Here is a 25349-nt window from a genome sequence, read left to right on the forward strand (position 1 = left end):
CATCAAAGCCTGACAAATTTATGAGTTTTTGTGATGCTTTGCAGCGGTGCCATTAATTCTGGTTAATATTATTTATGTGATAAATATTCATTGAAGTTAAAAAAAGAGATGCCGATAGATCTATATCGCCGCCCCCCTTCAAGGAATTTTAATGAAAATCTCTACGCGCCTCGGTTCCGGATTTGGCACGTTAATCATCTTTTTCTCCATATGTATCGTTGTCGCTATTCACTCTTTATATCAGGCTAAAAGCACGCTTGAGTCAGTTGTTCAGGGTGATATGAAAAAAACAAAATTAATCAATGAACTTACCCTGGCACAGCGTGATATGGCGATAACCGTCAGGAATTTATCACTCTTTTCAGATCAGGCTCTTATCCAGGAGCAGTCTGATCGTCTGGTTAAACTGAAGGCTAAATTTGCAGCCAGCAGGGATCAACTGAATACGATGATCAGCCAGTCTGGCGATACGGAAGAATATAAAGCCTTTGCGAAGATCAGTGACAGCGAGAAAAATGCTCTGGATGCCTTCAGTAACACCGTTCCGCTGGCACTGGCTAAAAACAGTGATATCACCGTTAAGTATCTGTTGGAAAAAGTCAGACCCGCACAGGTTCCGCTGCTTGAAGGTCTTACCCTGATGAGTGAAATCCTGGCAAAGCAGTCGGATGACTCAGTTATTCAAAACGCGAAAAATACCGAAAGAGCCTACATCATCCTGGTGACGCTTTTAGTTGCGGCTATTTTGTTCGGCACGGGCACCAGCATCTATCTTATTCGTAAACTCATGAGCGAGCTTGGCGATGAACCGAGTACAGCGCGGAAACTTGCTAATGCGATCACTAATGGGGATCTGACCACACCGGTTAGCTTGAAGAAAAATGACACTCTCAGTCTCATGGCCTCTTTAAACAGCATGCAGGTTCGGTTACGGGATATCGTTTCAGAAATTAAATCAGGCTCTTCTTCAGTCGCCCTTTCTGCGAATGAGATTTCTGAAGGAAACAATGAGCTTGCATCCCGCACTGAACAGCAGGCCGCTGCCTTGCAGGAAACGGCTGCGAGTATGGAACAGCTCACCGCTACGGTACAAAATAACAGCAAAACTGCCAGGGACACAGCCAACTCAGCGAGAGATACCGCCTCGATTGCAAAACGAGGGGAAACGGACGTCAAACGAATGTCAGATACGATGAGTGATATTTCAAAAAGCGCGTCTAAAGTCAGAGATATCACCGCCGTCATCGAAAGCATCGCATTCCAGACTAATATTCTTGCCCTGAACGCAGCCGTTGAAGCGGCACGAGCGGGAGAGACGGGAAGGGGCTTTGCTGTCGTCGCGTCTGAAGTCAGAACGCTTGCACAACGTAGTGCGACTGCCGCAAAAGATATTAAAGCGTTAATAGAGCAGGCTGTCGGACAGGTTGAATGCGGCGTCACTGTTGCCAGTGATACGGGTTTGAGTATTCTCAAAGTCGTGCATTTAGTGGATGAACTGGCTGAATCCATGGATGCTATTGCGCTGTCGTCGGCTGAACAGATGCAGGGGATTTCTCAGGTGAGTATTGCAGTCAGCCAGATGGATGGGGTGACGCAAAATAACTCTGCTCTGGTAGAAGAATCATCAAGTGCTTCTCAGTCTCTCTCTGAGCAAGCGCAGTCTCTCAGGCTGATTGTAGAGACCTTTAAAGTATAAATTATCCCGGCGCTGACATGCGCATTGGGTAAATTCCAAAGCAAGAGGCCGGTACTGCCTGTCAGCAGTACCGGCCTTATTCCCCGCATCAGGCGGTTAAACGCTTACCTGAAAGGCGGCTCATTAAAGGTACGCAACTTACGCGAATGCAGCTTATCGCCCTCGGCGCGCAGCAGCTCAACAGCGTGAATACCAATCTGCAGATGCTCCGAAATCGCCCCTTCATAGAAACGGTTCGCCTGACCGGGCAGCTTAATCTCACCGTGCAGCGGCTTGTCTGAAACGCACAGCAGCGTGCCATATGGCACCCGGAAACGATAACCCTGTGCGGCAATAGTGGCGCTTTCCATATCGACCGCCACCGCACGGCTCAGGTTAAAGCGCAGTGCCGAAGCGGAGTAGCGCAGTTCCCAGTTGCGGTCGTCCGTGGTCACCACGGTGCCGGTACGCAACCGCTGCTTCACCTCTTCGCCTGGCATGCCGCTCACTGATTTGGTGGCGTCATACAGCGCGCGCTGCACTTCGGCAATGCTGGGTACCGGGATATCAGGCGGCAGCACGCTGTCCAGCACGTGATCGTCGCGCAGATAGGCATGGGCCAGCACATAATCACCGATCCGCTGGCTCTCGCGCAGACCGCCACAGTGACCAATCATCAGCCACGCATGTGGACGCATCACCGCCAGATGATCGCAGATGGTTTTGGCATTCGACGGGCCAACACCAATATTAATCAGCGTAATACCGCGACGATTCGGCGAGGTGAGATGCCAGGCGGGCATCTGGTGCTTCTTCCACGCCAGATCCGAGAGCATCGACTCACTGTCAGCGGTGTCGGCGGTCAGCACCACATCGCCCGCGCAGGCCAGGCTGTCGTAAGGGGTACTGGGATCGCGCACCTGCTCGATCGCCCAGCGCACAAACTCATCAACATAACGGGTGTAGTTGGTGAACAGCACAAACGGCTGGAAGTGCTCTACGCTGGTGCCAGTGTAGTGGCGCAGGCGGGCCAGCGAGAAGTCGGTTCGCAGCGCGTCGAAGTGCGACAGAGGGGATTTTGCATCGGCGTGGAACAGGCCATCGGCGGTCTCATCACCAATCTGTGATAGCTCGGTGGTCGGGAAGTGGCGCGCAATACCGGCGCTCATGGTGCGATCCAGTGACAGGTCGGAACCGTCGATCACGTAAGGATAGGGGATCTCCTGGCTGGAGGGCCCCACGTCGATCTCCAGCTGATACTCCTTCTCCAGCATCTGAAGCTGTTCCGAAATATAGTGGCGCAGCAACGCCGGGCGGGTGATGGTGGTGCTGTAACTGCCAGTGTGGGTGAAACGTCCCCAGGCACGCGTGCGGTTCTGCTGCGGACCGTCGCCGCGCCAGGTGATGCGCAGCTCCGGGTAAACAAATAGTCCCTGCGCCCGCGCGGTGGCATCGGGCAGCGTGCCGTTTTCGGTAAAGGCTTTAATCGCCTCGCGCAGCGCATCGACGGCGCCATCGTACAGGCGTTCAAGTTCATCCAGCGCCTGCTGGCTGGTCAGGTTTTTCCGTAGTGTCGGCATGGTTTCTCCTTCCATTTTTTTTCCGCAATTTGCCCCAAGCTTAGCGGGTTTGTTGCGGAGATTGGTGAAGAATCTGTGATCGCCGTTTTTTTGCGCCAGCGAAGCGGGAATTCTGAGCAGTGCTGTTTTAAATGAGGATCCGCTGCACTGAAATCCATTAAGAAAATCTTTACGATCAGAAGGGGTGATCCGCCACGTTTGAATGCGTTACCGATGAGGAGAGGGCGGAAAAAGCGCCAGCAGCAAAGCATGGCCAACCGATCATAACGTCAGGGAAATAATCAGGTTTGCTACAGCGGGCGGGGCAGTGAGGCAGATTGTGCCGTGGCGGCATTAAAAAGTTTGTAACCATGATTAATTTGCACCGGAAAGACTTTGCATATTTCTCTGGCCACTATCATCATTAGAACTCCTGTCCAGTCTCTTCTGATTTGGTAATCCTTTGCAAAATCCCGGCGTAGCAGTGATGCAGGCGATCAAGCGCACGGCGTGGTACCCGAAACGCCGTTCGTATCGCACGCTCTACTGGCGTGAGATATCGCCATTAGCAGTGCCTATCTTTTTCGAGAACGCCTGTGTGCTATTGATGGGCGTACTGAGCACCTTCCTGGTCAGCTGGCTGGGTAAAGAGGCGATGGCGGGCGTCGGCCTGGCCGACAGCTTCAACATGGTGATCATCTCGTTCTTTGCTGCCATCGATCTTGGTACCACGGTGGTGGTGGCGTTCAGTCTGGCAAAACGCAACGGCAAGCGCGCCCGCGCCGCCACGCGTCAGTCGCTGGCCATGATGACGATACTCGCCTTTGTGCTGGTGATCGCCATTGAGTTCTGGGGCCATCTGATCGTCGATGCGATTGCCGGTGCCGCCGATCCAAAAGTCAAAGCGCTGGCGCTGAGCTATCTGCAGACTTCCGCCTGGAGCTATCCGGCCGCCGCCATCACCCTGATTGGCAGCGGGGCGCTGCGCGGTGCAGGTAATACCAAAATTCCGATGCTGATTAACGGCGGCATGAACATCCTCAACATCATCATCAGTAGCGTGCTGATTTATGGCTGCTTCTCGTGGGACGGTTTAGGGTTTATCGGTGCCGGGCTCGGATTGACCATCACCCGCTATATCGGGGCGATCGCGGTGATTTACGTGCTGATGATCGGCTTTAACGCGTCACTGAAAATCACGCTGTCGAGCTATTTCCGGCGCTGGAACAGCAGCATTCTGATGGAAGTTTTAGGTATAGGCGTGCCTGCCAGTATCGAGTCGGTGTTGTTCAACGGCGGTAAACTGCTGACACAGGTGTTTGTTGCCGGAATGGGCACCAGCGAGATTGCCGGTAATTTTATCGCTTTTTCTATCGCCTCACTGATCAACCTGCCAGGCAATGCGCTGGGTTCGGCTTCAACGATTATCACCGGTACCCGTCTGGGCAGGAATCAGGTGTTCCAGGCGGAACGCCAGGTGCGGCACGTCTTCTGGCTGGCGACGGTCTGCCTGACCGCGATGGCCCTGCTGACGGTGCCGCTGGCCGGGTTGCTGGCACGGTTTTATACCAGCGATCCGGAAGTGATTAACGTGACGAAGCAGCTGATCTGGCTTAACGCGCTGTTTATGCCGTTATGGGCCGCTTCCTGGGTACTGCCTGCCGGACTTAAGGGCGCACGCGATGCGCGTTACACCATGTATGTGTCGATGTTCAGCATGTGGGGCGCGCGCGTGGTGGTCGGTTACGTGCTCGGCATTATGCTGGGGATGGGCGTCACCGGCGTCTGGCTGGGGATGTTCCTCGACTGGACGGTGCGTGGCATCTTCTTCTGGTGGCGACTTAACAGCGGCAAGTGGCTCAACCGCTATCGAAAAATGATCGCGAAAACCGGTTAGCGCGTTGTTAACGCCTTTCACCCGCCGTGGGGAAAGGCGTCTTACCTCTTTCAGCACCATTAAAAATAACATCTCCGTCACATCTCCAGACTTTCGAACCTAATTTCAGACAGTTGCACAAAGCCAGCCTCCCCGGACAGGGTTAGCGTAATGCCTGCTGCGCAATGATGCAGACACTACTTATCAAGGTGACCCTATGATCCGTCTGAAAACGGCGCTGGCACTCCTGCCGCTGCTGTGTAGCGCCCCGTTATGGGCGACAACCTTTGTCTATGTCTCCAATGCCGAATCCGGCACCGTTTCCCGCTATCAGCTCAGCGAGGCGAATGGCAGCCTGCAATGGCGTGGCGATACGCCTGCCGGTAAAAAGATTATGCCGCTGGCGGCCAGCCCGGATGGTAAACGGCTCTATGGTGCGCTGCGGAGTCCGCCTTATTCGATCATCAGCTGGCGCGTCTCGGGTTCGCACGGTGACTTGCAGAAACTGGCGGTGACACCGGTTGCAGCCAGCTTTCCGTGGATCACCACCGACAGAAGTGGGCGCTATCTGCTGGCTGCCTCCTATGACAGCGATATCGTCACCAGCAACCGGATTGATGACAAAGGAGTTGTGACACCCCAGGTGACAGGCGAGGTGAAAACCGGGCCGCATGCCCACTCGGTGATCACCGACGTTAGCAATCATTCCCTCTACGTCGGCAACCTTGGCGCAGATCGCGTACTGCAATATGCCTTTGCCGATAACGGCGCGATAACGCCGCTGGGAACCGGTTTTGTTCAGGGCGAGAAGAACAGCGGCGCACGACATTCGGTGATATCGCCCGACAATCGTTTTCTCTATAACCTCGCGGAGATGAGCGGCACCATTACGCAGTTCCGGCGCGCGGCGGATGGGTCACTGACGGAGCTGAAAACCTGGCCGAATGCGGTGGCGAAAAAATATAACCTGCAGCATGGCGAGCAGCGCCCGGCGGGCTACAGCGATCCCACGCCGCGCATCTGGGCGGCAGACATTAAAATCACCCCGGACGGACAATTTATCTATGTGACTGAGCGCACCTCCAGCACCGTCAGCGGCTACCGGGTCGATAAGCAGTCGGGTGAGTTAACACTTATCGGCAGCTGGCCGGTTGAAAAACAGCCGCGCAGTATTGCGATTGATGCGCAGGGTAAATGGCTGATCGTCAGCGGGGAGAAGAGCGCGGTGATTGGCAGTTACGCTATCGATCCCGCCAGCGGCGAACTCAAACGGGTTGCTGAAGCCCCGGCTGGTAAAGGCGCGAACTGGGTGACGTTGATAACGCAGTAACCGTTTTGAGCAGCCAGTGTCTGGCACTGGCTAAACAGATGGGGGCTGCTTATGCCATTTCCGGCATAAGCAGCGCAGAAATTTTTGCTTCAGATTGGGCGTGTAAGCGGGTTAACTCAGAGCATCAACTGATGCGGAGAGCCTGAAATGAAACAGAAACTGATAGCCTGGTTTGAACAGCTGCTGAGCGGCCCTGTGGCGAGTGAACGTGTGCATGATATTAACGTGGAACTGCTGCTGCCGCTGAGCCAGCTGTATGGACTGGAATATTATCCGGCAGTGCATCGCTACCATGAAAAATAATGGTTGTTGTATATTGTCTGGTTAAGGCCCGCTACGTTGCGGGCCTTTTTGCATCTGTAGTGCCCGAGTCATTTCAGCCAGCAGGCTTCACCACGAAAAGCAGTAATATCATTATTTTTTATCCCACTTAATACCCCAGCGCCGTTATATGAATGAGTAATCCGGCGCGGATCTATATTCATCAGTGCACGCCGTTACATCCATTCCCTTAACACTCATAAATGAGCTCTGCACAAAGAAAGTGGCTAAGTCATTACAAATTTGGCTTAGAAAACGTTTTATCACCGCTAATTTTACTTTTTGTAAAACCACATCATTATTTTAAGTCAATAAGGAACTTCCGATTGTTAAGATGGTAATCTGCACGCCTGTGCTTACACAAAACTTACAATAAGCGTTGTTAATCCTTCGATGAAAATGCCTGAAACAGGGAAGTGGCTGGTTTTCGGAGCCAGTTTGTTTATCAGCAATGTCATGGCTGCACCGGTCACGCCGGGTGATCTTGACGTTATTCAAAATCAGCAGCAGCAGCGGTTGCAGCAGGATCAGCAGCAGCGTGACGCATTAACACAGGCGCATCAGGTTGAGCTGCAAAAAACCGAGTCGGCGCCAGCCAGCGGCCCCTGTTTTGAAATCAACCATATTTCACTGCAACAGGCGAGCTTAATCACGCCTGATACACAGAAGAGACTTGTCGCTCCCTATATCAATCAGTGCCTGAGTCTGGACCGTATTAATCAGCTGGTTCGCGCCATTTCAGAGTGGTATGTCCAGCGCGGCTATATCACCAGCCGGGCCTTCCTGACAGAACAGAACCTTTCCCACGGAACGTTAAATATCACCGTACTGGAAGGAAAGCTTGAGGCGATTCATTTGCAGGGTGCCAGTGCACGTCAGCTGAACATGGCGTTCCCGACCCGTGCAGGTCGTATTTTAAATTTACGCGACATTGAACAGGGTATGGAGCAGATAAACCGGCTTCGTACTACGCCGGTTCAGATTGAAATCATCCCATCGACTCAGCCGGGCTATTCCATTGTTAACCTGACCAGCACACCTGAGTTTCCTCTGACGCTGGGGCTGAATATGGACAATAGTGGCCAGCGAAGCACCGGCGTCGGTCAGCTTTCCGGCTCGCTGGTGGGTAATGACCTGCTGGGTGTTGCCGATCGCTGGTTTGTCAGCGGCGGCCGCAGCAGCGCTTTCAGCGACTGGCGCGATGCGCAAAATTTCCAGGCGGGTGTCAGTGTGCCTTATGGCTATGGGCTGCTGGATTACAGCTATAGCTGGAGCAACTATCACAGCCGCTTTAACGCCAATAGTTTCGACTGGTATAGCAACGGCGACAACATCTCTAACCGCCTCAGCGGATCGTGGGTGCTGTTCCGCAACGGGCAAATCAAAACTGGCCTTCAGGTTGGGCTGAACCATTACGTCAGCCATAACTGGCTGAATGAGACGCTGCTTCAAAGCAGTAGCCGCAAACTGACCAGTCTGCAGATCGGTTTTAACCATACGCAAAAAATTGCAGGTGGGGTGGCCACCCTGAACCCGATGCTGAGCCGCGGGATGCCGTGGTTCGATGCGGAAAGCGACAAGGGTAAAAGCGACGATTTTCCGAAAGCTGAATTCCGCAAATGGAGCGTCAGCAGCAGCTTTCAGCGGCCAGTCACTCAGAAAATCTGGTGGCTCAGCAGCTTTTACGCTCAGTGGTCGCCGGATCACCTTTATGGCAGCGAACGCCTGACGATTGGTGGCGAAAACTCGGTTCGCGGCTACAAGGAGCAATACCTGTCCGGCGATGTTGGCGGCTATCTGCGTAACGAACTGAATTACTCACTGTTTACCCTGCCTGCAATCGGCGAGGTCAGCACCACCCTGGCGCTGGACGGCGGGTGGCTCCAGAGCGACAAACAGGATCGCTACGCAGCAGGCACGCTGTGGGGAAGTTCGCTGGGACTTGGCACCCGTAACGCGCATGTCTCCACTCAGCTGTCGCTGGGTATCCCTGTCAGCTACCCCAATTATCTTGCGCCCGATCGCCTCAGCGTTTACGCGCGTGTTGGACTCGTTTTTTAAAAAAAGGCCCCGATTATGGATGATCAAATAAAGCTTTCACTGCCGCGTCGTCTGCTGAGCTATCTCATCTGCTCGCTAATCGCGTTTCAGCCACTGCTGCCCGCCTTTTCTGCGGCGATAGCGCCCGTCACACCAGGGACCAACGTCGATGCTGCCGGAAATGGTGTTCCGGTCATTAATATCGCGACGCCAAATGCGGCGGGCCTGTCGCATAACCAGTATCAGAATTACAACGTGGGTCAGGAAGGGCTGATCCTGAACAACGCAACCGGCCGGTTGACGCAGACCCAGCTGGGTGGACTTGTCCAGAACAACCCGAATCTCAAAGCAGGGCAGGAAGCCCGGGCCATTATTAATGAGGTGGTGGGTGCCAACCGTTCACAGCTGCAGGGCTATACCGAAGTAGCGGGCAAAGCGGCCAACGTGATGGTCGCTAACCCTTATGGCATTACCTGTAACGGCTGCGGCTTTATCAATACGCCCAACGTTACGCTGACCACCGGTAAACCGCAGCTTGATGCGCAGGGCAATCTGCAATCGCTGGAAGTGACGAAAGGCGCAATCAGCATTGAGGGTAAAGGACTGGATGGCAGCCAGGCTGATGCTGTCTCGATCATTGCGCGCGCAACCGAAATCAACGCAGGCATCCATGCCAAAGATCTTAATGTGACGCTGGGCGCAAACCGGGTCGGTGCTGATGGCAGCGTGACACCCATCGCGGGCGAAGGTGCTGCGCCATCGGTCGCCGTGGATACCGGCGCGCTGGGCGGCATGTACGCCAACCGCATCCATCTGGTCTCCAGCGAAAACGGCGTTGGCGTCAATCTCGGCAATCTTAATGCCCGTCAGGGCGATATGGTGCTGGATGCGCAGGGTCGGTTAAGCGTCAACAACAGCCTGACCAGCGGCACCCTGACTGCAAAAGGCAGCAGCATCACCCTGCAGGGCGAACATAAAGCGGGTGGTAACGTCGCACTGACAGCGCAGCAGGATATTGCCTTAAATGGGGCCTCGCTGGGCAGCGACGCTTCGCTGGATCTCAACAGTCAGGGCAGTATCACGCTTAAAGGCAGCAGCGTTAAAGCAGGCCAGAATGTGCGTCTCAGCGGTGCTAACCTGAGTGTTGATAACAGCAGCAGCGGTAGTGCGGTAGACGCGCTGCAGCTCTCTGCCACCTCTCAGCTGGACAATGCCGGTCAGCTCGCCGCCGCAAAAACACTCGATATTCAGGCCGCGCAGATCACTAACAGTGGCAGCCTGGCCAGTAATGGTGACGTGCAGGTTCGCACTAACACTCTGCAACAGAACGGTAAGCTGCTGGCTCAGGGTAAAAATACTTTGGCTGTTAGCGAACAGCTGACTAACCGCGATGAAATCAGTGGCAGCAGCCTGAACATTCAAAGCGGCACTCTTGATAACAGCGGCAAACTGATCAGTACGGGTGATGCCACGATCACGGCTAATCGTCTGAATCAGGACGGAATCTTCTCCGCACAGGGCAACGCACTATTCAGTGTTGCGGATACCTTCAGCAACAGCGGCAATCTGGTCAGTCAGCGTCTGCAAATCGATGTCCCGACCCTGAATAACAGTGGCGAGATGGTGAGTCATGGCGATGCTGTGATTAACAGCGATACGCTACAACAAAACGGCTCCATCACTGCACGCGGTGACGCGCAACTGACCGCTCGTGGCAGGCTGGAAAATCAGGGGGCCATCAGCAGTCAGAACGCACTCACCCTGAACAGTGCACAACTACGTAACATGGGCTCGTTAACCGCACCGAATCTGACGCTGATCGCCGCGCAAATCAGTAACGGCGGCCTGCTTCAGGGCTCTAATCAGCTCTCTTTACATGCCGGACAGCTGGATAACCTTGCTGCGGGGACGATCAGCTCCGACAACGACTTTGCGCTCGATTTGCCACAGCTTAATAACAGCGGATTGATCACCAGCGGCAAAACACTGGTAGTCAGCGGCGACCAGCTGAACAACAGCGGGGAAATCAACGCTGCCAGCCTCAGCGCCCGGTACGGGCATCTGGATAATCAGCTGGGTGGCAAACTGCTGGCCAGTGACTCACTCCAGCTGCACGGCGATGTACTGACTAATCAGGGCATCATCGCCGCCGCAACGCTGAATAGCGACGTCAGCCAGGTCAATAACAGCGGAACACTTCAGGGTGACAAGGCAGTATCGTTGCAGGGCAGCGGGTTAACCAACAGCGGCACGCTGCTCAGCGCTGGTCAGCTGAATGTGCAACAGCAGACGCTGGACAACGGCGGACTGATGCAGGGCAAACAGCTGAAACTGAATACTGACCGCTGGCAGAACAGCGGCAATGCCCTCAGTGAAGCCGACGCCGACCTGCAAAGCGACACGCTGGTCAATAGCGGCAAGATTCTGGGACAACAGGGCATCGCGCTAAAAGCGAACCACACTGACAACAGCGGCTGGCTGATTGCCCAGGCGCTGACGCTGCGTGGCGACCTGATTAACAGTGGCCTGATTCAGGGTAATCAGCAGATTACCCTGGCAGGCGACCAGCTGGATAATCAGCAGGGCGGACAGTTGCTGAGTGACGGCATCCTGAACGGCAACATCACTTCACTGAATAACCGCGGCGCAATGCAGGCCGATCAGATGGCGTTAAACGCGAAGGCGTTGCAGAACAGTGGCACTGTTCGCGCCGGAAAGGCACTGACAGCCCAGGTCGGGGGTGTGCTGGATAACAGCGGAAGCCTGATCAGCCAGCAGCAGATGAATTTACAGGCTGGGGAGATCGATAACAAAGGCACACTGGCGGCAGATAACCTCAGCCTGCATGCGCCAGTGCTCAGTAACGGCGGTCTGCTGCAGGGCAACAGCACCTTAACGCTGGATCATCAGCAACTCCACAACCTCCAGGGCGGCCAGTTAATCGCCGGAGGACCGCTGACGCTGACGTTAGATCAACTGGATAACGACGGGCTGCTGCAGGTTAACGGTAAGCTTTTAATCAACGGCAACCGTCTCAACAACAGCGGACGCCTGCTGAGCGATGACCTCGACCTTCAGATTGCCGATACGCTGAATAACAGCAGCACGGGACAGATCGTGACTGGCCAGCAGGCCGACCTGCATGCCCAAACGCTCAGTAACAGCGGCCAGATTGCGGCCCGGCAACTCAGCGCCAGCGGTAATACGCTGGAAAACAGCGGGCTGCTTCAGGGCGACACGCTACTGGATCTCGGATTTGCTCAGACCCTCAACCACAACAATGGGCAACTGCTGAGCGGCGATCGACTGATCGTCAAGGGCGGTAGCGCGATCAATGATGGCAGCTGGCAGGGCCAGCAACTCGACGTCACGCTGGATTCTCTCGACAATCGCGGCAGCATCAATGGCATCAGCGCTCTGCACGGTAATATCGCCACCGATCTGATCAACAGCGGCACGCTGGTCAGCCAGGGCAATAGCGACCTGAATGCCACCACACTGCGCAACAGCGGCAAAATAATGGCGGACCGCCTGGGGTTGCAGGGCACCAGCCTGAACAACGACGGTCTGTTACAGGGCAACACGGCGCTGACTGCTCAGGCTGATAACATCACGCAATCTGCCGGTGGCAAAACGCTGAGCGGCGGAACGCTGACGCTGACCGCGGGTCAGCTCAACACCCAGGGAACGCTGCAGGGCGAGCAGGCAACGGTTAACGCTGATAACTGGCTGCATCAGGGATCGCTGCTGGGCAGCAAAGATCTGAACGCCAGCATCAGCAATGAACTGCATAACACCGGCTCGTTGATGAGTCAGAACACCGCACAGGTTACGGCGAACACGCTGAACAACAGCGGCTCACTGCTCAGCGAAGGGGCGATGGTGCTGAACGGTGCCGCGCTGAATAACAGCGGATCGGTGCAGGGCAAAACCCTGACCATTTCAACCGCCAGCGTCATTAATCAGGGCAGCCTGATTGGTCTGCAGGCATTGACGTTTGCCGCTGCGCCACAGGTGGCCGGGCGAATGCTGCTCAGAGCGCTGGCCGCGCCATCACGTCAGCTGATCAATAATCAGGGCGGATCGCTGCTGACGCAGGGCACGCTGAACATCAACGGCGGGGACGTTGTGAATAACGGCAGCTGGCAGGGACAGCAGATCCTGCTGAATGCCCGGCAACTGACCAATAATGGCGCGATCCAGAGTGCGGATGCGCTGCAACTGATTCTGGCCGATCGCCTTGATGCGGGCGCTGGCAGTAAGATTTCAGCGAATGGCACTGCGGCACTGCAGGCACTGACGCTGACCAATCAGGGTGAATGGATTGCCAGAAACCTGACGCTACGGGGCGACACGTTAAACAATAACGGCACCGTCACCGGTGTCGACGCGCTGACGGTTGGCCTTAACGGTGCACTGACTCAGCAGCAGGATAAAACGCTGCTCAGTGCGGGCAGGCTGACGCTTCAGTCATCTTCGCTTAATAATGCCGGACGCGTGCAGGGCGGCGATCTGCAGATCACCACGGGCGCGGTTGATAACAACGGGCGCTTACAGGGTGACAACAGCCTGCTGGTCAATGCTGGTGGACGCATCACCAACGGCGGCAATGGCGCCATGATCACGCAAAACGCCCTGACGCTGACCGGGCCAGAACTGTTCAACTATGGCCTGATTCAGGGCAATGGCAACGGCGTCGCGACAATAACCGGTTTAACGCAAAACGATGGCCGATGGCTCGCGGGTGGCGCGCAGACACTCAATACGCCGCAGCTGAATAACAACGGCTGGTTACAGGCGTCTCAACTCATCCTCAATGCGACTAATGCCAGCAATAACGGTACGCTGCTGGCCGACGGTCAGGGCACGCTGACCGGCAATGGCTTCAGCAACCAGGGCACAGCCCAGGGCGGCAACCTTGAGGTTAATTATCAGCAGGTAAACAACAGCGGCACGCTGCTGGGTAACAACCGGCTGAGTGTGATGGGCGCTCAGGTCAATCAGCAAAGCAGCGGTCGCCTGTTTAGTGGCGGCAATTTGCTGGTTCACAGCAATGGCTTTGATCAGACCGGTCAGGTGGTGGCGCTGGGTGATGCCACGCTGGAGATCGCGAATGGTTTTACCGGTCGCGATGTGCTGGCTGCGGGCGGGCGACTCTCCGTCAGCAGTAATGGCGCGATAGACAACCAGGGCACGATGCAGGGTGGGGCGCTGACGCTGAGTGCAGGCGGCGATCTCACTAATAATGGTCAGCTCACTACCGGTTCGGGTGACAGTGCGTTAAGCGGCAACCGCATCGCCATGAACGGGAATGGCAGTCTGCAGGGCGGCGGTAACATCAACTTAGCCAGCCGCAGCGATATTGTCCTGGACGGATTTACCGGTACCCGCGGCAACCTGGTGCTCAGTGCGCCTGGCAGCATCGTTAACAATGCGCTGCTCTATGCGGCGGGGAATCTCTCTCTTTTTGCCAACAGTATTAAAAACCAGCGCGGCGACGTGCTGGCCGGTAACAGCCTGTGGATGCAGCGCGATGCAGCAGGCAATGCTAATGGCGAAGTAATCAATACCTCCGGCACCATTGAGTCGCAGGACGGCGATATTACGATTAATACCGGGCATTTAGTAAACCAGTGGGAATCGATTACCGCAGGTGAAACCACCACCGAAAATGTCACCAATAGTTATGGATCAGTTGCGCCGGGTACGGTTGAACTTCCTCTGAGCCTGTTTGAACGAGGCGAACTGAAATACTACTTTACGGAACACCCGCTTTCACCCGCGCCGCCCTTTATTGCCTGGATCTGGAATATTAAACCTATCCCGGCCAGTCTGGATAAGAACAAAGAAATACTCGTCGCCAGAACGATGTCAAGCACGCGCGTAACGGGGCAGGCCGGAAGAATAACTGCAGGAAAAAATCTGACAGGGCGGGCCAGTACGCTGGACAATCTGGGCAGCTATATCCTTGCCGGACAAAATTTATCGCTCAGCGGCGACATGTTAAATAATAAGTCTTATTTGTCGGGCACGCAGGCCGTATGGAGAATTTTCAAGCCATCGCCCAGCTATAGTAATTATAACTCGGTCAAAAACGGTAATAGCACGATGCTGACCGATAATATCGATGATTTAAAATCCAGCAGCGCAGGTAAATATACTTATAAGGGGCAGGCGGCAGATTTAGAAGATAGGGTAACCTATGTAGCCACCGAGACTTATCGCACCGAGCAGGCCGCGACAATTCGTGGCGTTGTTCAGTCCAACGGCAGCCTTAGCATACAGTTCAATAACGTTATCAATGATAGTGAGTCTCAGGACGTTCGCGGTACCATCTCCCCAACGCTATCGCGCCCCGGACTCAATACGCTTGTACAACAATCAGTAAGCGGCGCACGGTCCCCGCTTGCCGCTGTTGCCGTTGCTTCGGTTAACGTGGGAGGGCCTGACTGGCGTGACCAAATCGCCAGCGCCTTGCAACAGATTAATGGCGCCACCGGCCTGGATGCCGCAAATGTGCCGCAGACGGACCTGAATACCTATTCTGCCGACCCGCTTCGATCTACTGAAATTAAGGAAAGAGGGGCCTTGGGTAAGACGCCCTACGATCTTTTACGACAACAAGTAGGAAAGCCATCACTGACCTCTGTTGATACCAGCGCCTATCCATTGCCGCAGGGAAGCGACGGCTATTTTATTGTCTCAAATGATATAAAAAGCCATTATCTTATTGTTCTTAACCCAAAGTTAAACGGATTAGGCAAACTCGATACAAGCTTATTTAGCGAGCTTAACCAGCTACTGGGAAAACAACCTTCACAAGCCCCGATAGAAACGTCAGCGGCTTTGACAGATAAAAACACGTTCCTGGGCTCATCATATTTACTGAACAGGCTTAATCTGAAACCAGAATATGACTATCGTCTGTTGGGCGATGCCGCATTCGATACGCGCTACGTGAGCAATACCGTGCTGAGCCAAACGGGAAATCGCTATATCAACAGTCTCGGTTCCGATCTTGAGCAGATGCGCTATCTGATGGATAACGCTGCGGCCGCGCAGCAATCGCTGGGATTACAAAGCGGCGTAACGCTGTCTGCAGAGCAGATTGCCTCATTGGATCACAGTATTCTCTGGTGGGAAGCGGCGACGATTAATGGCGAAACCGTGCTGGTGCCGAAGCTTTATCTGGTTGCGAATGATACCACTATCAATAACGGCAGTGTGATCTCTGGCAAAAACGTCACCGTTGATGCAGGTCAGGTAAGTAATAACGCCAGTACTCTGCTGGCACAGAATGCCATGACGCTTAACAGTCAGAACGGTGTTGATAATCTCAACCACGCCCTCATTAAGGCCGGTGATGATTTAAAAATCAGCGCGCTCGATGATATTAACAATATCGGCTCAGCGATCAGTGGTAAGCGGGTTGAGCTCGAAAGCATCAGTGGTAACATTAATAATATCACTCAGCTCACGCAAAATGATAACAGCTCAACATTCAGCCGTTCATTATTCGATGAACAGGGCGAAAAGGCGAAGATAAATTCACTCGATAATCTGATCTTCAACGCCGGTAAAAATATAATGAATCGTGGCGCATCGATTCAGTCCGGCGGCGATGCCTTACTTAATGCGGCTGGCGATGTGTCGATTGTTGCTAACGTTATCGATACTTCTTTTAATAATGGCTGGCGTAGTTTCATCAGCAGAACCTCCGCCGCTTCCAGGCTAGAATCAGCTGGTGCAATGAATATTAAGGCGGGTCGCGATGTGACCGTCACAGCCAGCACCCTTAGTGCAGGAGGCGATGCCGCACTCGTGGCCGCCAACGATCTCAATCTCAAAGGAGTGAACACCAGCCAGAACGATAATCTGTGGCGGGATGAATCCCATGAAACCGGCATAGATCGTACTGCCATTAGCAGCGGCGGCAATCTGATGTTAACCGCCGGACGCGACCTTACCAGTGACGCAGCGGCGATTGCGGCGGAACAGGATATTACCGTACGGTCAGGACGCGACATCAATCTGCTGGCGGCTGAAACCAGTTCTGGTAATAGCTACAAATCCGGCAAGAAGGTTGAGATTAATGAGTCGGTACGCCAGCAGGGCACTGAAATTGCCAGCGGCGGGAGTACCAGGCTACTGGCGGGCAATGACATCACAAGCCAGGCCGCAACAGTCACAGCCAATAAGGATCTGGCGCTGCAGGCTGGACACGACGTCAATATCACCACTGCGACGGAGAGTGATTATGCCTACCGTGAAGAGACCAAAACCAAGAAAGGTTTCCTGAAAAAGACCACTACGCACACCATTCAGGAAAACAGCGACACCCGTGAAAAGGCTTCACAACTGAGCGGCAACACCGTGTCTGTCATTGCCGGAAACGACCTGAACGTTCAGGGCTCGTCTGTGGCCGGTGACAAAGGCGTCGCACTGAGTGCAGGCAATGACCTGAATATTGTTACCGCCACCAATACTCAATCTACCTACAGCCTGAAAGAGAAGAAGAAAAGTGGCCTGATGGGTGGTGGTCTGGGACTCAGCTACGGTAAGCAGTCTGCTAAAAGTGAACGTAACGGCGACCAGGTCACGCAGAGCGATGCGCGAAGCCTGGTGGGTGCAGGCAACGGTGTGGTCAGCATTACGGCGGGTAACAACGCGCTGATCAAGGGAAGCGACGTTATTGCGGGCGGCCAGAATGGCGAGATCAGCGTGACGGCGAAAAACATCGCCATCGTGTCCGGGCAGGACCTGGTGCGCGAAACCGCGAAGCAGGCGTCGAAAAGCAGCGGGTTTGGTCTGAGTCTGAACTTAACGCCACTGGACACCGTGCGCAATCTGCGTGACATCATGAACAACACCAGTTCGGTGTACGAGCAGATGAAGCAGACTGGCAATGAGTTGGGCGCCAGTTCGCTGGATTCTCCGGCGCCGGGACTGACCTATGGCCGTTCAGGCAGTAAAGTCAGCCAGAACAGCGAGAGCATCTATCAGAGCGGCAGCACGCTCAATACCACCGGAAATCTGCTACTGAAGGCCCGCGGCGATTCAGATACCCACACCGGCAACATTCTGGTTGAGGGCAGCAGCCTGAACGCCGGTGCCAGAGCCTCACTGGACGCTACCCGTAATATTGACATCACCACAGCCTCTGACAGCCAGAAGGCTGCCAGCAGCAGTAGCAGTAAGAGCTGGTCGGCAACAACATCAGCTTCAATTGGTGCGCTGGCACGTAGCGGCGGCGGATCGCCAAACAATGGTTCGGCAGGGACTAATTACGGCTCGAAAAACAACCAGATGAGCGGTGATAGCAGCATGCTCGCGCAACACACTTCCGCAATAACCGCCGGTAGTGTTGACGTCACCAGCCATAAAGGTGACATCGCAATCAGCGGTTCAACCCTGACCGGCACCTCCGGCGTTTCGCTTAACGCGGAGCAGGGTAAGATCAGCGTCGTAGCAGGCGAAGACCGCCAGCAGGCATCGACCTCCGGGTCTGACCACGCTATAGGCGATCTGGGCGGCGATGGTTACAGCGGAACGGTTGGCGTGGGTCATAACAGCTGGAAAAACGCCAGCACGGGCACGCAGCAGAACACCGTACGCAGCGGTATCGTCAGTACGCTGGGTAACGTTTCGATTAATGCAGGCAAAGACGTTAACCTGCAGGGGGCTGACGTTTATGCAGGCAATTCGCTGAGCGTCAACGGTGAGAACATCCACCTCGATCCGTCAAAAGACACGCACGAAGGCAGCAGCAGCAGTAAATCCTCGCAGTATGGCATCACCGCGCAGGTCTCCGGCTACGGCGTGAGCATGGCGCAGGCGGCGGACAAGGTGGCTCAGTCGCACAAACAGAGTGATGATCCGCGCCTGCAGGCCATTTATGCCGCGCAGGCGGCCATGACCGCGCTGTCGGCTTACAACCAGAACACCGCAGCCGTCAAAGTCACCGTGAGCGCCACCGTGGGTAGCAGCCATCAGTCCGTGGAACAGAAAAGCACGCAGCAGAGCGGCAGTGTGCTTAAGGCGGGCGGCGACGTAGCAGTCACGGCTAAGCAGGACATCACAGGCGAAGGCGTAAAAATCAGCGGTGATAACGTCTCGCTGAATGCGGGGCGCGATATCGCCCTGAACAGCGCCGAGGACAGCAGCAGCCAGCAGTCAAGCAGCGGTGGCAGCAAATACGGCGTCGGTGTTGGCTTCGGCCTTGGCGGCAGCCAGAACGGCTTATCCCTTGAGCTGGCTGCCAGCCAGAACAGTGCAAACGGAAATGGCAGCAGCATTACTCATCACAACAGCGAAGTGTCCGCAGCGGGCGATCTGACGGTCAAAGCGGGTCAGGACGTCAAGCTGAACGGAGCAAACCTCAACGGCAATCACGTTGACCTCAACGCGGGCCGTAACCTGGAAATTGCCAGCCAGCAGGATCGCGCAAGCTACGACAGCCATCAGAGCTCATCAGGCTTCAGCGCCAGTATCTGCATACCGCCTATCTGTGCGGGCGTACCGGTGCAGGGCAGTGCCAGCATGAGCGGCAGCAAAATTTACAATGATTTTGATTCTGTACAGCAGCAGAGCGGGATCAGCGCGGGTGATGGCGGCTACAAAATTTACGTCGGCAACCATACCCAGCTTGATGGCGCGATCATCGCCTCATCTGCAACGCCGGACAAAAATCACCTCAGCACCGGGACGCTGGGCTGGACGGATATTGAAAACCACGCCAATGCGGGCGGCAGCGGCTTCAGCGCAGCTGTCAGCGGCAGCATGGGAAAAAACACTACTCATACATCTGACAGTTCAGGGAACGACACATCAAAATCTGGTTATTCCCAGCAGTCGGGCGATAACTCGCTGCCCATGGGCACGCTGCAGCAGACGAAAGACAGGGCAAGTTCTACCACCTACAGCGCCATCTCACCGGGAACGATTGAGATCCGCAATCCGGATGCGCAGAAGCAGGATGTGTCCCAAATCAGCCGCGACACCGCCGCGGCGGAGAATGTGCTGAAAGATAAGTTTGATGTGCAAAAAGCAGAAGGCAGCCTTGCCATCCAGCGAGAAATGGCCGTACTCGGACAGCAGGCGATTCAGCAGACCTTTGATGCGTTGAAGAAGCAGGAGAGAAACAAGCTTAAAAACGATGCTGCGTTCAATAAGCTTTCAGAAGCGGATCAGAAAAAAGCACTCGATAAAATCGATCAGAATGTTGAAGAGAAGTACGGTATCGGGTCAGACCTGCAGATTGCGGCACAGGCTATCAGCGGGCTGTTTGCCGGGCTGGCGGGCGGTAACGTCAGCGGCGCGGTGGCGGCAGGCGCAGCTCCATTGCTGGCGCAGATGGTCAAGCAGGTATCGCAGGGTAACGAGCCTATGCGCGTACTGTTGCACACGCTGGCGTCAGGGCTGATTGCTAAAGCGCAGGGTGGCAGCGCCATTGGCGGCGCAGCGGGTGGACTGACTGCAGGAATGCTCAGCTATAACGACGCGCTCAGCCACCTGCTATACGGCAAGGATGCTTCGGAACTGTCAGCCGATGACAAGATGCTGATTGCCAACATTGTAACGCTGGCAGGCGCAGCAGCGGGCGGTGCGGTTGATGGCAGCGCTGGGGTGGGTAGCGGGGCATCTGCCGGTAGAACTGAGGTTGAGAATAATGCGCTGGGTGCTTTGGTTGAGGGCGGTAAGCTTGCCGCACAAGGCTGTTCTAAGATTGCTGCCTGCCGGAATGCGCTGGTTGAGAAAGGCCTGGGGGCGTTGCTGGGCATAGGCGCAGCGAATACCGTGCTGGACAATCTCTCTGTTTCAGAGCAGGAATATGTCTTTAACGTTGCCATGACGGGCAAGGCTGATCTGATAGAGAAGTTAGCGCCAGAGCAGCGTGAAGCTTACGATTATATGGTAGGCCAGGATCAGAAAGGTCTAATCACTATCTTTCCGCAGCCGGACAGGGATCTTACGGGCGGTAAGCTGGTTAATCCGGTACACGATCAGAATAAAGGAACGACGCTCATCAGCCCGGATCAATCCGGTCAGAGGGGCGCGACAAATACCGGAAACACAGAAGGAAACACCGTTACAAGTGGGAATACTACGGTAACACCGATCTCTGACGGGCCGAATAAAGATGATTTGGCTTATTTATCAGATAATCATAACAATACCGACAAAACTTTCAGTAAGAATGTTGATCCAAAGACGTTAATTAGCAGACAAGATAAGAATGAAATGTCAGGTTCACAAGTAAAACGTCTTGTGAAAGATATGAAAGAAAACGGATTTGACGCGAATAATCCTGTTGATGTAGCTTTAGTAAACGGGAAAATGATTATCATTGACGGACATCATCGAGCTCAAGCAGCTGCAAAAGCTGGGCTCAAAGATATACCAGTTAGAATACATGAAGTGACTAAAGAGCAAGGTGAGCAGCTTTTGCGAGAAGCTGCTGAAGCAAGGGTGAGGTACTAATATGATTAATCAAATAGAAGTCATTCATTTCATAGAGTTACAGATAACTTTGATGAGGTCATTTTTCATTCATTATCCTTTAGTAAAGGATTTTAAATGGTTACTGGATTTTCCGAGCAAGGGGGTTATTTTGGTTGGCAATGAATCATGGGATTTTAAAAAACATGGAAAAGGGATTAGGTTTTTTAAAAATAACTCAAGCGCAGGAGTAGTGGTTGATATAATAGATAATGTTAACAATGCGAAAATAATTGACGTATGGCGATTGTCACAATATTTTTCGAATCATACTGATGATGAAATAAAAAGCACTTTAGATGAAATGGCTTCATCTGGGTTTTTACAAAAAATATCAGAACGGCAATACGAGTTTATTACGAGTTAATATAAAGAATTTTAACAATCACCTCGGGCATCGAGCCGGGATTTTGTTGTTGAGAATAATACGCTGAGTCTTAAACAGAACCAGTCTTGCGCAATTGAGATGACAAAGTGCCAGAGTGATTCTGACTGCGAAAAGAATGTCATTAAAAAGTATAGAAAGTTAAATGCAGAACAGCATCAGGGCGTTATTGGATGCACAGGCGCTAAGAATTGCGTCAACAAAGCTAATGAAGTTAGCCAACTGATGGCAGATTATGCCAATCGCGTAAATGAGCTAATGGAACAATCCCGCCTTCATGGCAACTTAAACACGTTTGAACAGTACGAACTATCAATCCTTCTGGCTGCTTCGATTCAATTGGAAGCGGATCGGTTGGCTGCTATTCACAATGCATTAACGTCGGGGGACTCGCCAGAAGCGAAGCAACTTGCTATAAACTCTCTGGCTCAGGCAGTTGGAACGAGCGCGGCAGGGATAGCAGCTGGAATCGGGAAAAATAAAGGAAGCGCGATGCCTGTTCCTATCCCAACCAGAGCTGAAAATGGGCTAGTTTATCAATCGAATGGTAAACATACGCCTGGGCAAGCCGGTTATAATAGAAACGCTGTAACCGAACCTACAAACTCTATTCAGTTGTTTAGTAATTCAGTAGAGAATGGTAAGAAAAGGTATGTATTGGACGAGAATGGCAATGTACATCCGTTTACGAATACAAATGATGGTTCGTGGCATTGGTCAGGGAGCACGGGGGATGCATCAGTCCCAATCAAAAAAAGCGATATTCCCAACGCTGTTAAAAAATAATTTGGGTTACCTGGGAAATGGAGATAAATATGATTTTCGGTGATCCTTATCGGTTTGCTATCTGGATAGAGTGTATTCCTCAATGGAGTGAATCCTGTAAAAATGGTTTTTTTTATTTTTTTATAAATGGACATATGTATCCAGAAGATATCAGAACATCTACATTATCTGTTGATATTTATGATGTTATTGATGAAAGAAATGCCCTTCTTTCTTTTCCATGCAATGATGAGATCTTCAAGGCCACTACAACTGAAGCTTTTAATGCCTTATTTAAACTGACATATCCAGAATCGACACATGATGATGAATATCCTGAGCAAGTGTTTGATTTTTGCGCGTCTACTACAATCATTAACGACTCAGGGGCATATTTTTTTGCTATTGCAAATGAAAATTCAGTGAGGGTTGTTGGGGGTAAAATAACGGAGTTAGTTAACGGAGACAACGGAAGAACCTGGGTGGACATAGAACAACCAAACCTTGAGGATATTACCATTCCAAAAAATGAGATAAGTGAAATCATTGCGCATATAAAAAAATATTCATCTGATTTATTTTAGGTATCACTTTTAGATAGGTACGAACCGACTGCCGTGATGCTCAGCTATAACGACGCGCTCAGCCACCTGCTATACGGCAAGGATGCTTCGGAACTGTCAGCCGATGACAAGATGCTGGTTGCGAACATTGTAACTCATGCTAGCGCAACAGCGGGCGGTGCGGTTGATGGCAACTCTGAGGTGGGTAGCGGGGCATCTGCCAGTAGAACTGAGGTTGAGAATAACTACCTGAGTAGCACAGAGAAGAGCCGCCAGACATATCTCAACAATAAACAGAACCTGACGCCAGAAGAGCAGAAAGATAAGGAGAGGTTAAACCGTAAGGATCTGGAAAGCGATATGGCGGTTTATGCGGCCTGTAATGGCACAGGAGCTGGCTGTCAGGCAGAAAGAGCAAAAGCGAAAGCCGCGCAAGATACCTACTTCAACCAGACTTACCAGAATCCGAAAGAGGCTCAGGCGGGTTATCAGCAGATAGTGAACTTGCTGAACTCTACAGATCCGAATGCGAAGGAAGTATTCAATATTCTGGAAGGGTATACTCAGGCATTCATGTCGTTTGGGTACACGGAGGATGAGGCCAAAGCGAGAGCAGGAGCTTATGTTGGTTCCATGTACATCGCGAGTGGAGTGAGTGCTGTAGTCGCGTCTGGTGCACTGGCGAAGCAGTTTGGAAAGGATGTAGCGCTCAACAATAAAGCTTCGGCTTCAGGGGCAGCAAGTTCACTTGTTAAGAATGCTGATGGAATTTATGAGGTAAAAATAAATTTAACGCCTTTGGAAGGCCATGACCGCCTGAATACGCCAGATTTACTGGGTAATGGGAAGTATAATCCTGCAGAAGCGGCGGCGGCTGCAAGGTTGGAAACCGCTATAGGTAAACTTGACAGGATAACGAACTCTTCGACTGATAAGAATGCTGACTTCATTATTACAAGCGGGCCGAACGCAGGAAAAACAGTAGACTTAATGTATACAACTAAAAATCTATCTCAAAAAGAAATTGATGGGATCAATAAGTTTTACGAAAAGAATATGACAACATCGAAATCGCTAGGAGACATACCTCATGGACAGGATCAGATCTTACAACATCTGAAGAAAGCAGATTTAGTCCCTGTAGACTTCAGTGTACTGACTCAAAAAAACCAAGCGATCTTTATGGATTTCATAAAGACATTGCCTAAATCACAACGAGATAAAATCATTATTATGAGGTGAGTCATGGGTGCTTATTTTGGTATTGGTTATAGAGCCCTAAATAATAACTATGGTGAGCGAAATTTAAGTGTAGTGCTAAATCGTCAAGCATCCGATGTATTGGAGGCGTTACTTGATGAAGTATTACAGGATAATTATCCTGTAATACATCAAAAAATCATGGAAGTTCAGGTTCTTGACCAGATAAATTTCAATGAGTTGAATAAGTCTGAATTCAATACATCTATTAAGGTTATTAGAGAATACTTAGCAGCTCGCAAGGAAACCAGTGAAGGGCAGTTATACCAAAAACGTATATGGGAAGAAGAGATAGAGCCATTAATTCAACAAGATGAACGTTATCAACAACAAAGTGAAGATAGGAGCCCCGGCTAGTTAGCCGGGGATTTTGGCGTTAATACCTTAAAAACATCCACTTCTCGCCGTTGTAACTGGAGCGCATTGGGAGCAGCGGTCAACTCAAACTGTTCAGCACTGGTAATGCCGGACTCGATGAGCCAGTCACTACCCAAATCCTGTCAGTCCTGGCTGGTTCCGCACAGTGCTTCCTAAGTGGCGTTGTTGGTAACGATAGAGATCCATAGAGTATGCTGCTAAAGCGTCTGTTGTATCGGAGTGCCGGTGGTAAATCCCAATGCGGCCAACGCGCCGCCTGCCAGTATCGGCTTAGGGGTAAAGGTGATGTTCATGCGGTTCCCTCCGTGTCGGACGTGATGCGAATGATCAACTGACCCGGCTCGGTGATCACCTCGATCCGCTGGCCAGTGGTAAAGCCCAGCGGCTCCAGCCAGCGGCCCTTAATAGTGAGTTGGGGCAGGGGATTCGGCTGGCCCCTATTAGGCCGATATCCGACTCTGTAATAATGCGCAGCGGTTGTGACCGTGCGTGTTCCTGACTTATGATGCTTATCAGCCATAATTAACTCCCGTATAGTTAGTTGTGGTCAGCGGCTGCTGCGGGTTGCCCCCCGCTTCAGCCGCGCTAAAAATCTCTTCTTGGGCTCTTCCTGTTCCGTTTTTACCTGTTTAAAGATACACCTTATGCCGGGAAAACTCGCTGAAAGCTAAGACATAAAATGCGATTCGCCTCTGAAAA

At 52.7% G+C, this 25349-nt stretch carries 13 protein-coding genes; 11 read left to right on the forward strand and 2 right to left on the reverse strand.

Annotation, left to right across the window (positions count from 1 at the left end; genetic code table 11):
* Positions 1-151: 151 nt before the first annotated feature.
* Positions 152-1696, forward strand: coding sequence for a methyl-accepting chemotaxis protein (locus NR201_RS09670; RefSeq protein WP_033772080.1), 1545 nt, complete (start codon positions 152-154; stop codon positions 1694-1696).
* Positions 1697-1800: 104 nt separating this feature from the next.
* Here the strand turns inward: NR201_RS09670 and NR201_RS09675 are convergent, their stop codons facing one another.
* Positions 1801-3255 carry an AMP nucleosidase gene (locus NR201_RS09675; RefSeq protein ID WP_010670874.1) on the reverse strand — a complete coding sequence of 485 codons (1455 nt, stop codon included), beginning with the start codon at positions 3253-3255 and terminating at the stop codon, positions 1801-1803.
* Between the two features lie 466 nt (positions 3256-3721).
* Between NR201_RS09675 and NR201_RS09680 the strand changes: the two genes are divergently transcribed.
* The 10 genes from NR201_RS09680 (at position 3722) to NR201_RS09725 (ending at position 24629) form a co-directional block, all read left to right on the forward strand.
* Positions 3722-5131 (forward strand): EmmdR/YeeO family multidrug/toxin efflux MATE transporter, encoded by a 1410-nt coding sequence (locus tag NR201_RS09680; protein ID WP_256849713.1) that lies wholly within the window; start codon positions 3722-3724, stop codon positions 5129-5131.
* Positions 5132-5327: 196 nt separating this feature from the next.
* Positions 5328-6440: a beta-propeller fold lactonase family protein gene (locus NR201_RS09685; RefSeq protein ID WP_163798650.1), complete on the forward strand. Its 1113-nt coding sequence runs from the start codon at positions 5328-5330 to the stop codon at positions 6438-6440.
* A 147-nt stretch (positions 6441-6587) separates the two neighbouring features.
* The gene (locus NR201_RS09690; protein WP_010670871.1) at positions 6588-6743 is read left to right on the forward strand and encodes a hypothetical protein; all 156 of its coding nucleotides are present in this window, start codon (positions 6588-6590) and stop codon (positions 6741-6743) included.
* Positions 6744-7154: 411 nt separating this feature from the next.
* Complete coding sequence (locus NR201_RS09695) at positions 7155-8822, forward strand: ShlB/FhaC/HecB family hemolysin secretion/activation protein (RefSeq protein ID WP_256849714.1); 1668 nt, start codon at positions 7155-7157, stop codon at positions 8820-8822.
* A gap of 15 nt (positions 8823-8837) precedes the next feature.
* On the forward strand, positions 8838-21281 hold the full coding sequence (locus NR201_RS09700) for a hemagglutinin repeat-containing protein (RefSeq protein WP_256849715.1): 12444 nt from the start codon (positions 8838-8840) through the stop codon (positions 21279-21281).
* 1 nt (position 21282) lies between these two features.
* Positions 21283-21666 (forward strand): hypothetical protein, encoded by a 384-nt coding sequence (locus tag NR201_RS09705; protein WP_033788410.1) that lies wholly within the window; start codon positions 21283-21285, stop codon positions 21664-21666.
* Between the two features lie 99 nt (positions 21667-21765).
* Entirely contained in the window at positions 21766-22470 is a 705-nt protein-coding gene (locus NR201_RS09710; RefSeq protein WP_061703825.1) for a hypothetical protein, read from the forward strand.
* A gap of 29 nt (positions 22471-22499) precedes the next feature.
* Complete coding sequence (locus NR201_RS09715) at positions 22500-23033, forward strand: immunity 42 family protein (RefSeq protein WP_033788412.1); 534 nt, start codon at positions 22500-22502, stop codon at positions 23031-23033.
* 36 nt (positions 23034-23069) lie between these two features.
* Positions 23070-24254, forward strand: coding sequence for a VENN motif pre-toxin domain-containing protein (locus tag NR201_RS09720; protein WP_256849716.1), 1185 nt, complete (start codon positions 23070-23072; stop codon positions 24252-24254).
* A gap of 3 nt (positions 24255-24257) precedes the next feature.
* Complete coding sequence (locus NR201_RS09725) at positions 24258-24629, forward strand: hypothetical protein (RefSeq protein WP_033758207.1); 372 nt, start codon at positions 24258-24260, stop codon at positions 24627-24629.
* 310 nt (positions 24630-24939) lie between these two features.
* On the opposite strand, the gene NR201_RS09730 is transcribed toward NR201_RS09725, so the two are convergent.
* Positions 24940-25170: a SymE family type I addiction module toxin gene (locus tag NR201_RS09730; protein WP_033788413.1), complete on the reverse strand. Its 231-nt coding sequence runs from the start codon at positions 25168-25170 to the stop codon at positions 24940-24942.
* Positions 25171-25349: the final 179 nt, after the last annotated feature.

It is taken from the genome of Pantoea sp. Fr-CA_6 (genome assembly GCF_024520895.1).
Lineage (GTDB): Bacteria > Pseudomonadota > Gammaproteobacteria > Enterobacterales > Enterobacteriaceae > Pantoea > Pantoea agglomerans.

Excerpts from the sequence above, each read along its gene's own strand:
- NR201_RS09670 (WP_033772080.1), top strand. The coding sequence starts at position 152 with ATGAAAATCTCTACGCGCCTCGGTTCCGGATTTGGCACGTTAATCATC.
- NR201_RS09675 (WP_010670874.1), bottom strand. The coding sequence starts at position 3,255 with ATGCCGACACTACGGAAAAACCTGACCAGCCAGCAGGCGCTGGATGAA.
- NR201_RS09680 (WP_256849713.1), top strand. The coding sequence starts at position 3,722 with ATGCAGGCGATCAAGCGCACGGCGTGGTACCCGAAACGCCGTTCGTAT.
- NR201_RS09685 (WP_163798650.1), top strand. The coding sequence starts at position 5,328 with ATGATCCGTCTGAAAACGGCGCTGGCACTCCTGCCGCTGCTGTGTAGC.
- NR201_RS09690 (WP_010670871.1), top strand. The coding sequence starts at position 6,588 with ATGAAACAGAAACTGATAGCCTGGTTTGAACAGCTGCTGAGCGGCCCT.
- NR201_RS09695 (WP_256849714.1), top strand. The coding sequence starts at position 7,155 with ATGAAAATGCCTGAAACAGGGAAGTGGCTGGTTTTCGGAGCCAGTTTG.
- NR201_RS09700 (WP_256849715.1), top strand. The coding sequence starts at position 8,838 with ATGGATGATCAAATAAAGCTTTCACTGCCGCGTCGTCTGCTGAGCTAT.
- NR201_RS09705 (WP_033788410.1), top strand. The coding sequence starts at position 21,283 with ATGATTAATCAAATAGAAGTCATTCATTTCATAGAGTTACAGATAACT.
- NR201_RS09710 (WP_061703825.1), top strand. The coding sequence starts at position 21,766 with ATGACAAAGTGCCAGAGTGATTCTGACTGCGAAAAGAATGTCATTAAA.
- NR201_RS09715 (WP_033788412.1), top strand. The coding sequence starts at position 22,500 with ATGATTTTCGGTGATCCTTATCGGTTTGCTATCTGGATAGAGTGTATT.
- NR201_RS09720 (WP_256849716.1), top strand. The coding sequence starts at position 23,070 with ATGCTCAGCTATAACGACGCGCTCAGCCACCTGCTATACGGCAAGGAT.
- NR201_RS09725 (WP_033758207.1), top strand. The coding sequence starts at position 24,258 with ATGGGTGCTTATTTTGGTATTGGTTATAGAGCCCTAAATAATAACTAT.
- NR201_RS09730 (WP_033788413.1), bottom strand. The coding sequence starts at position 25,170 with ATGGCTGATAAGCATCATAAGTCAGGAACACGCACGGTCACAACCGCT.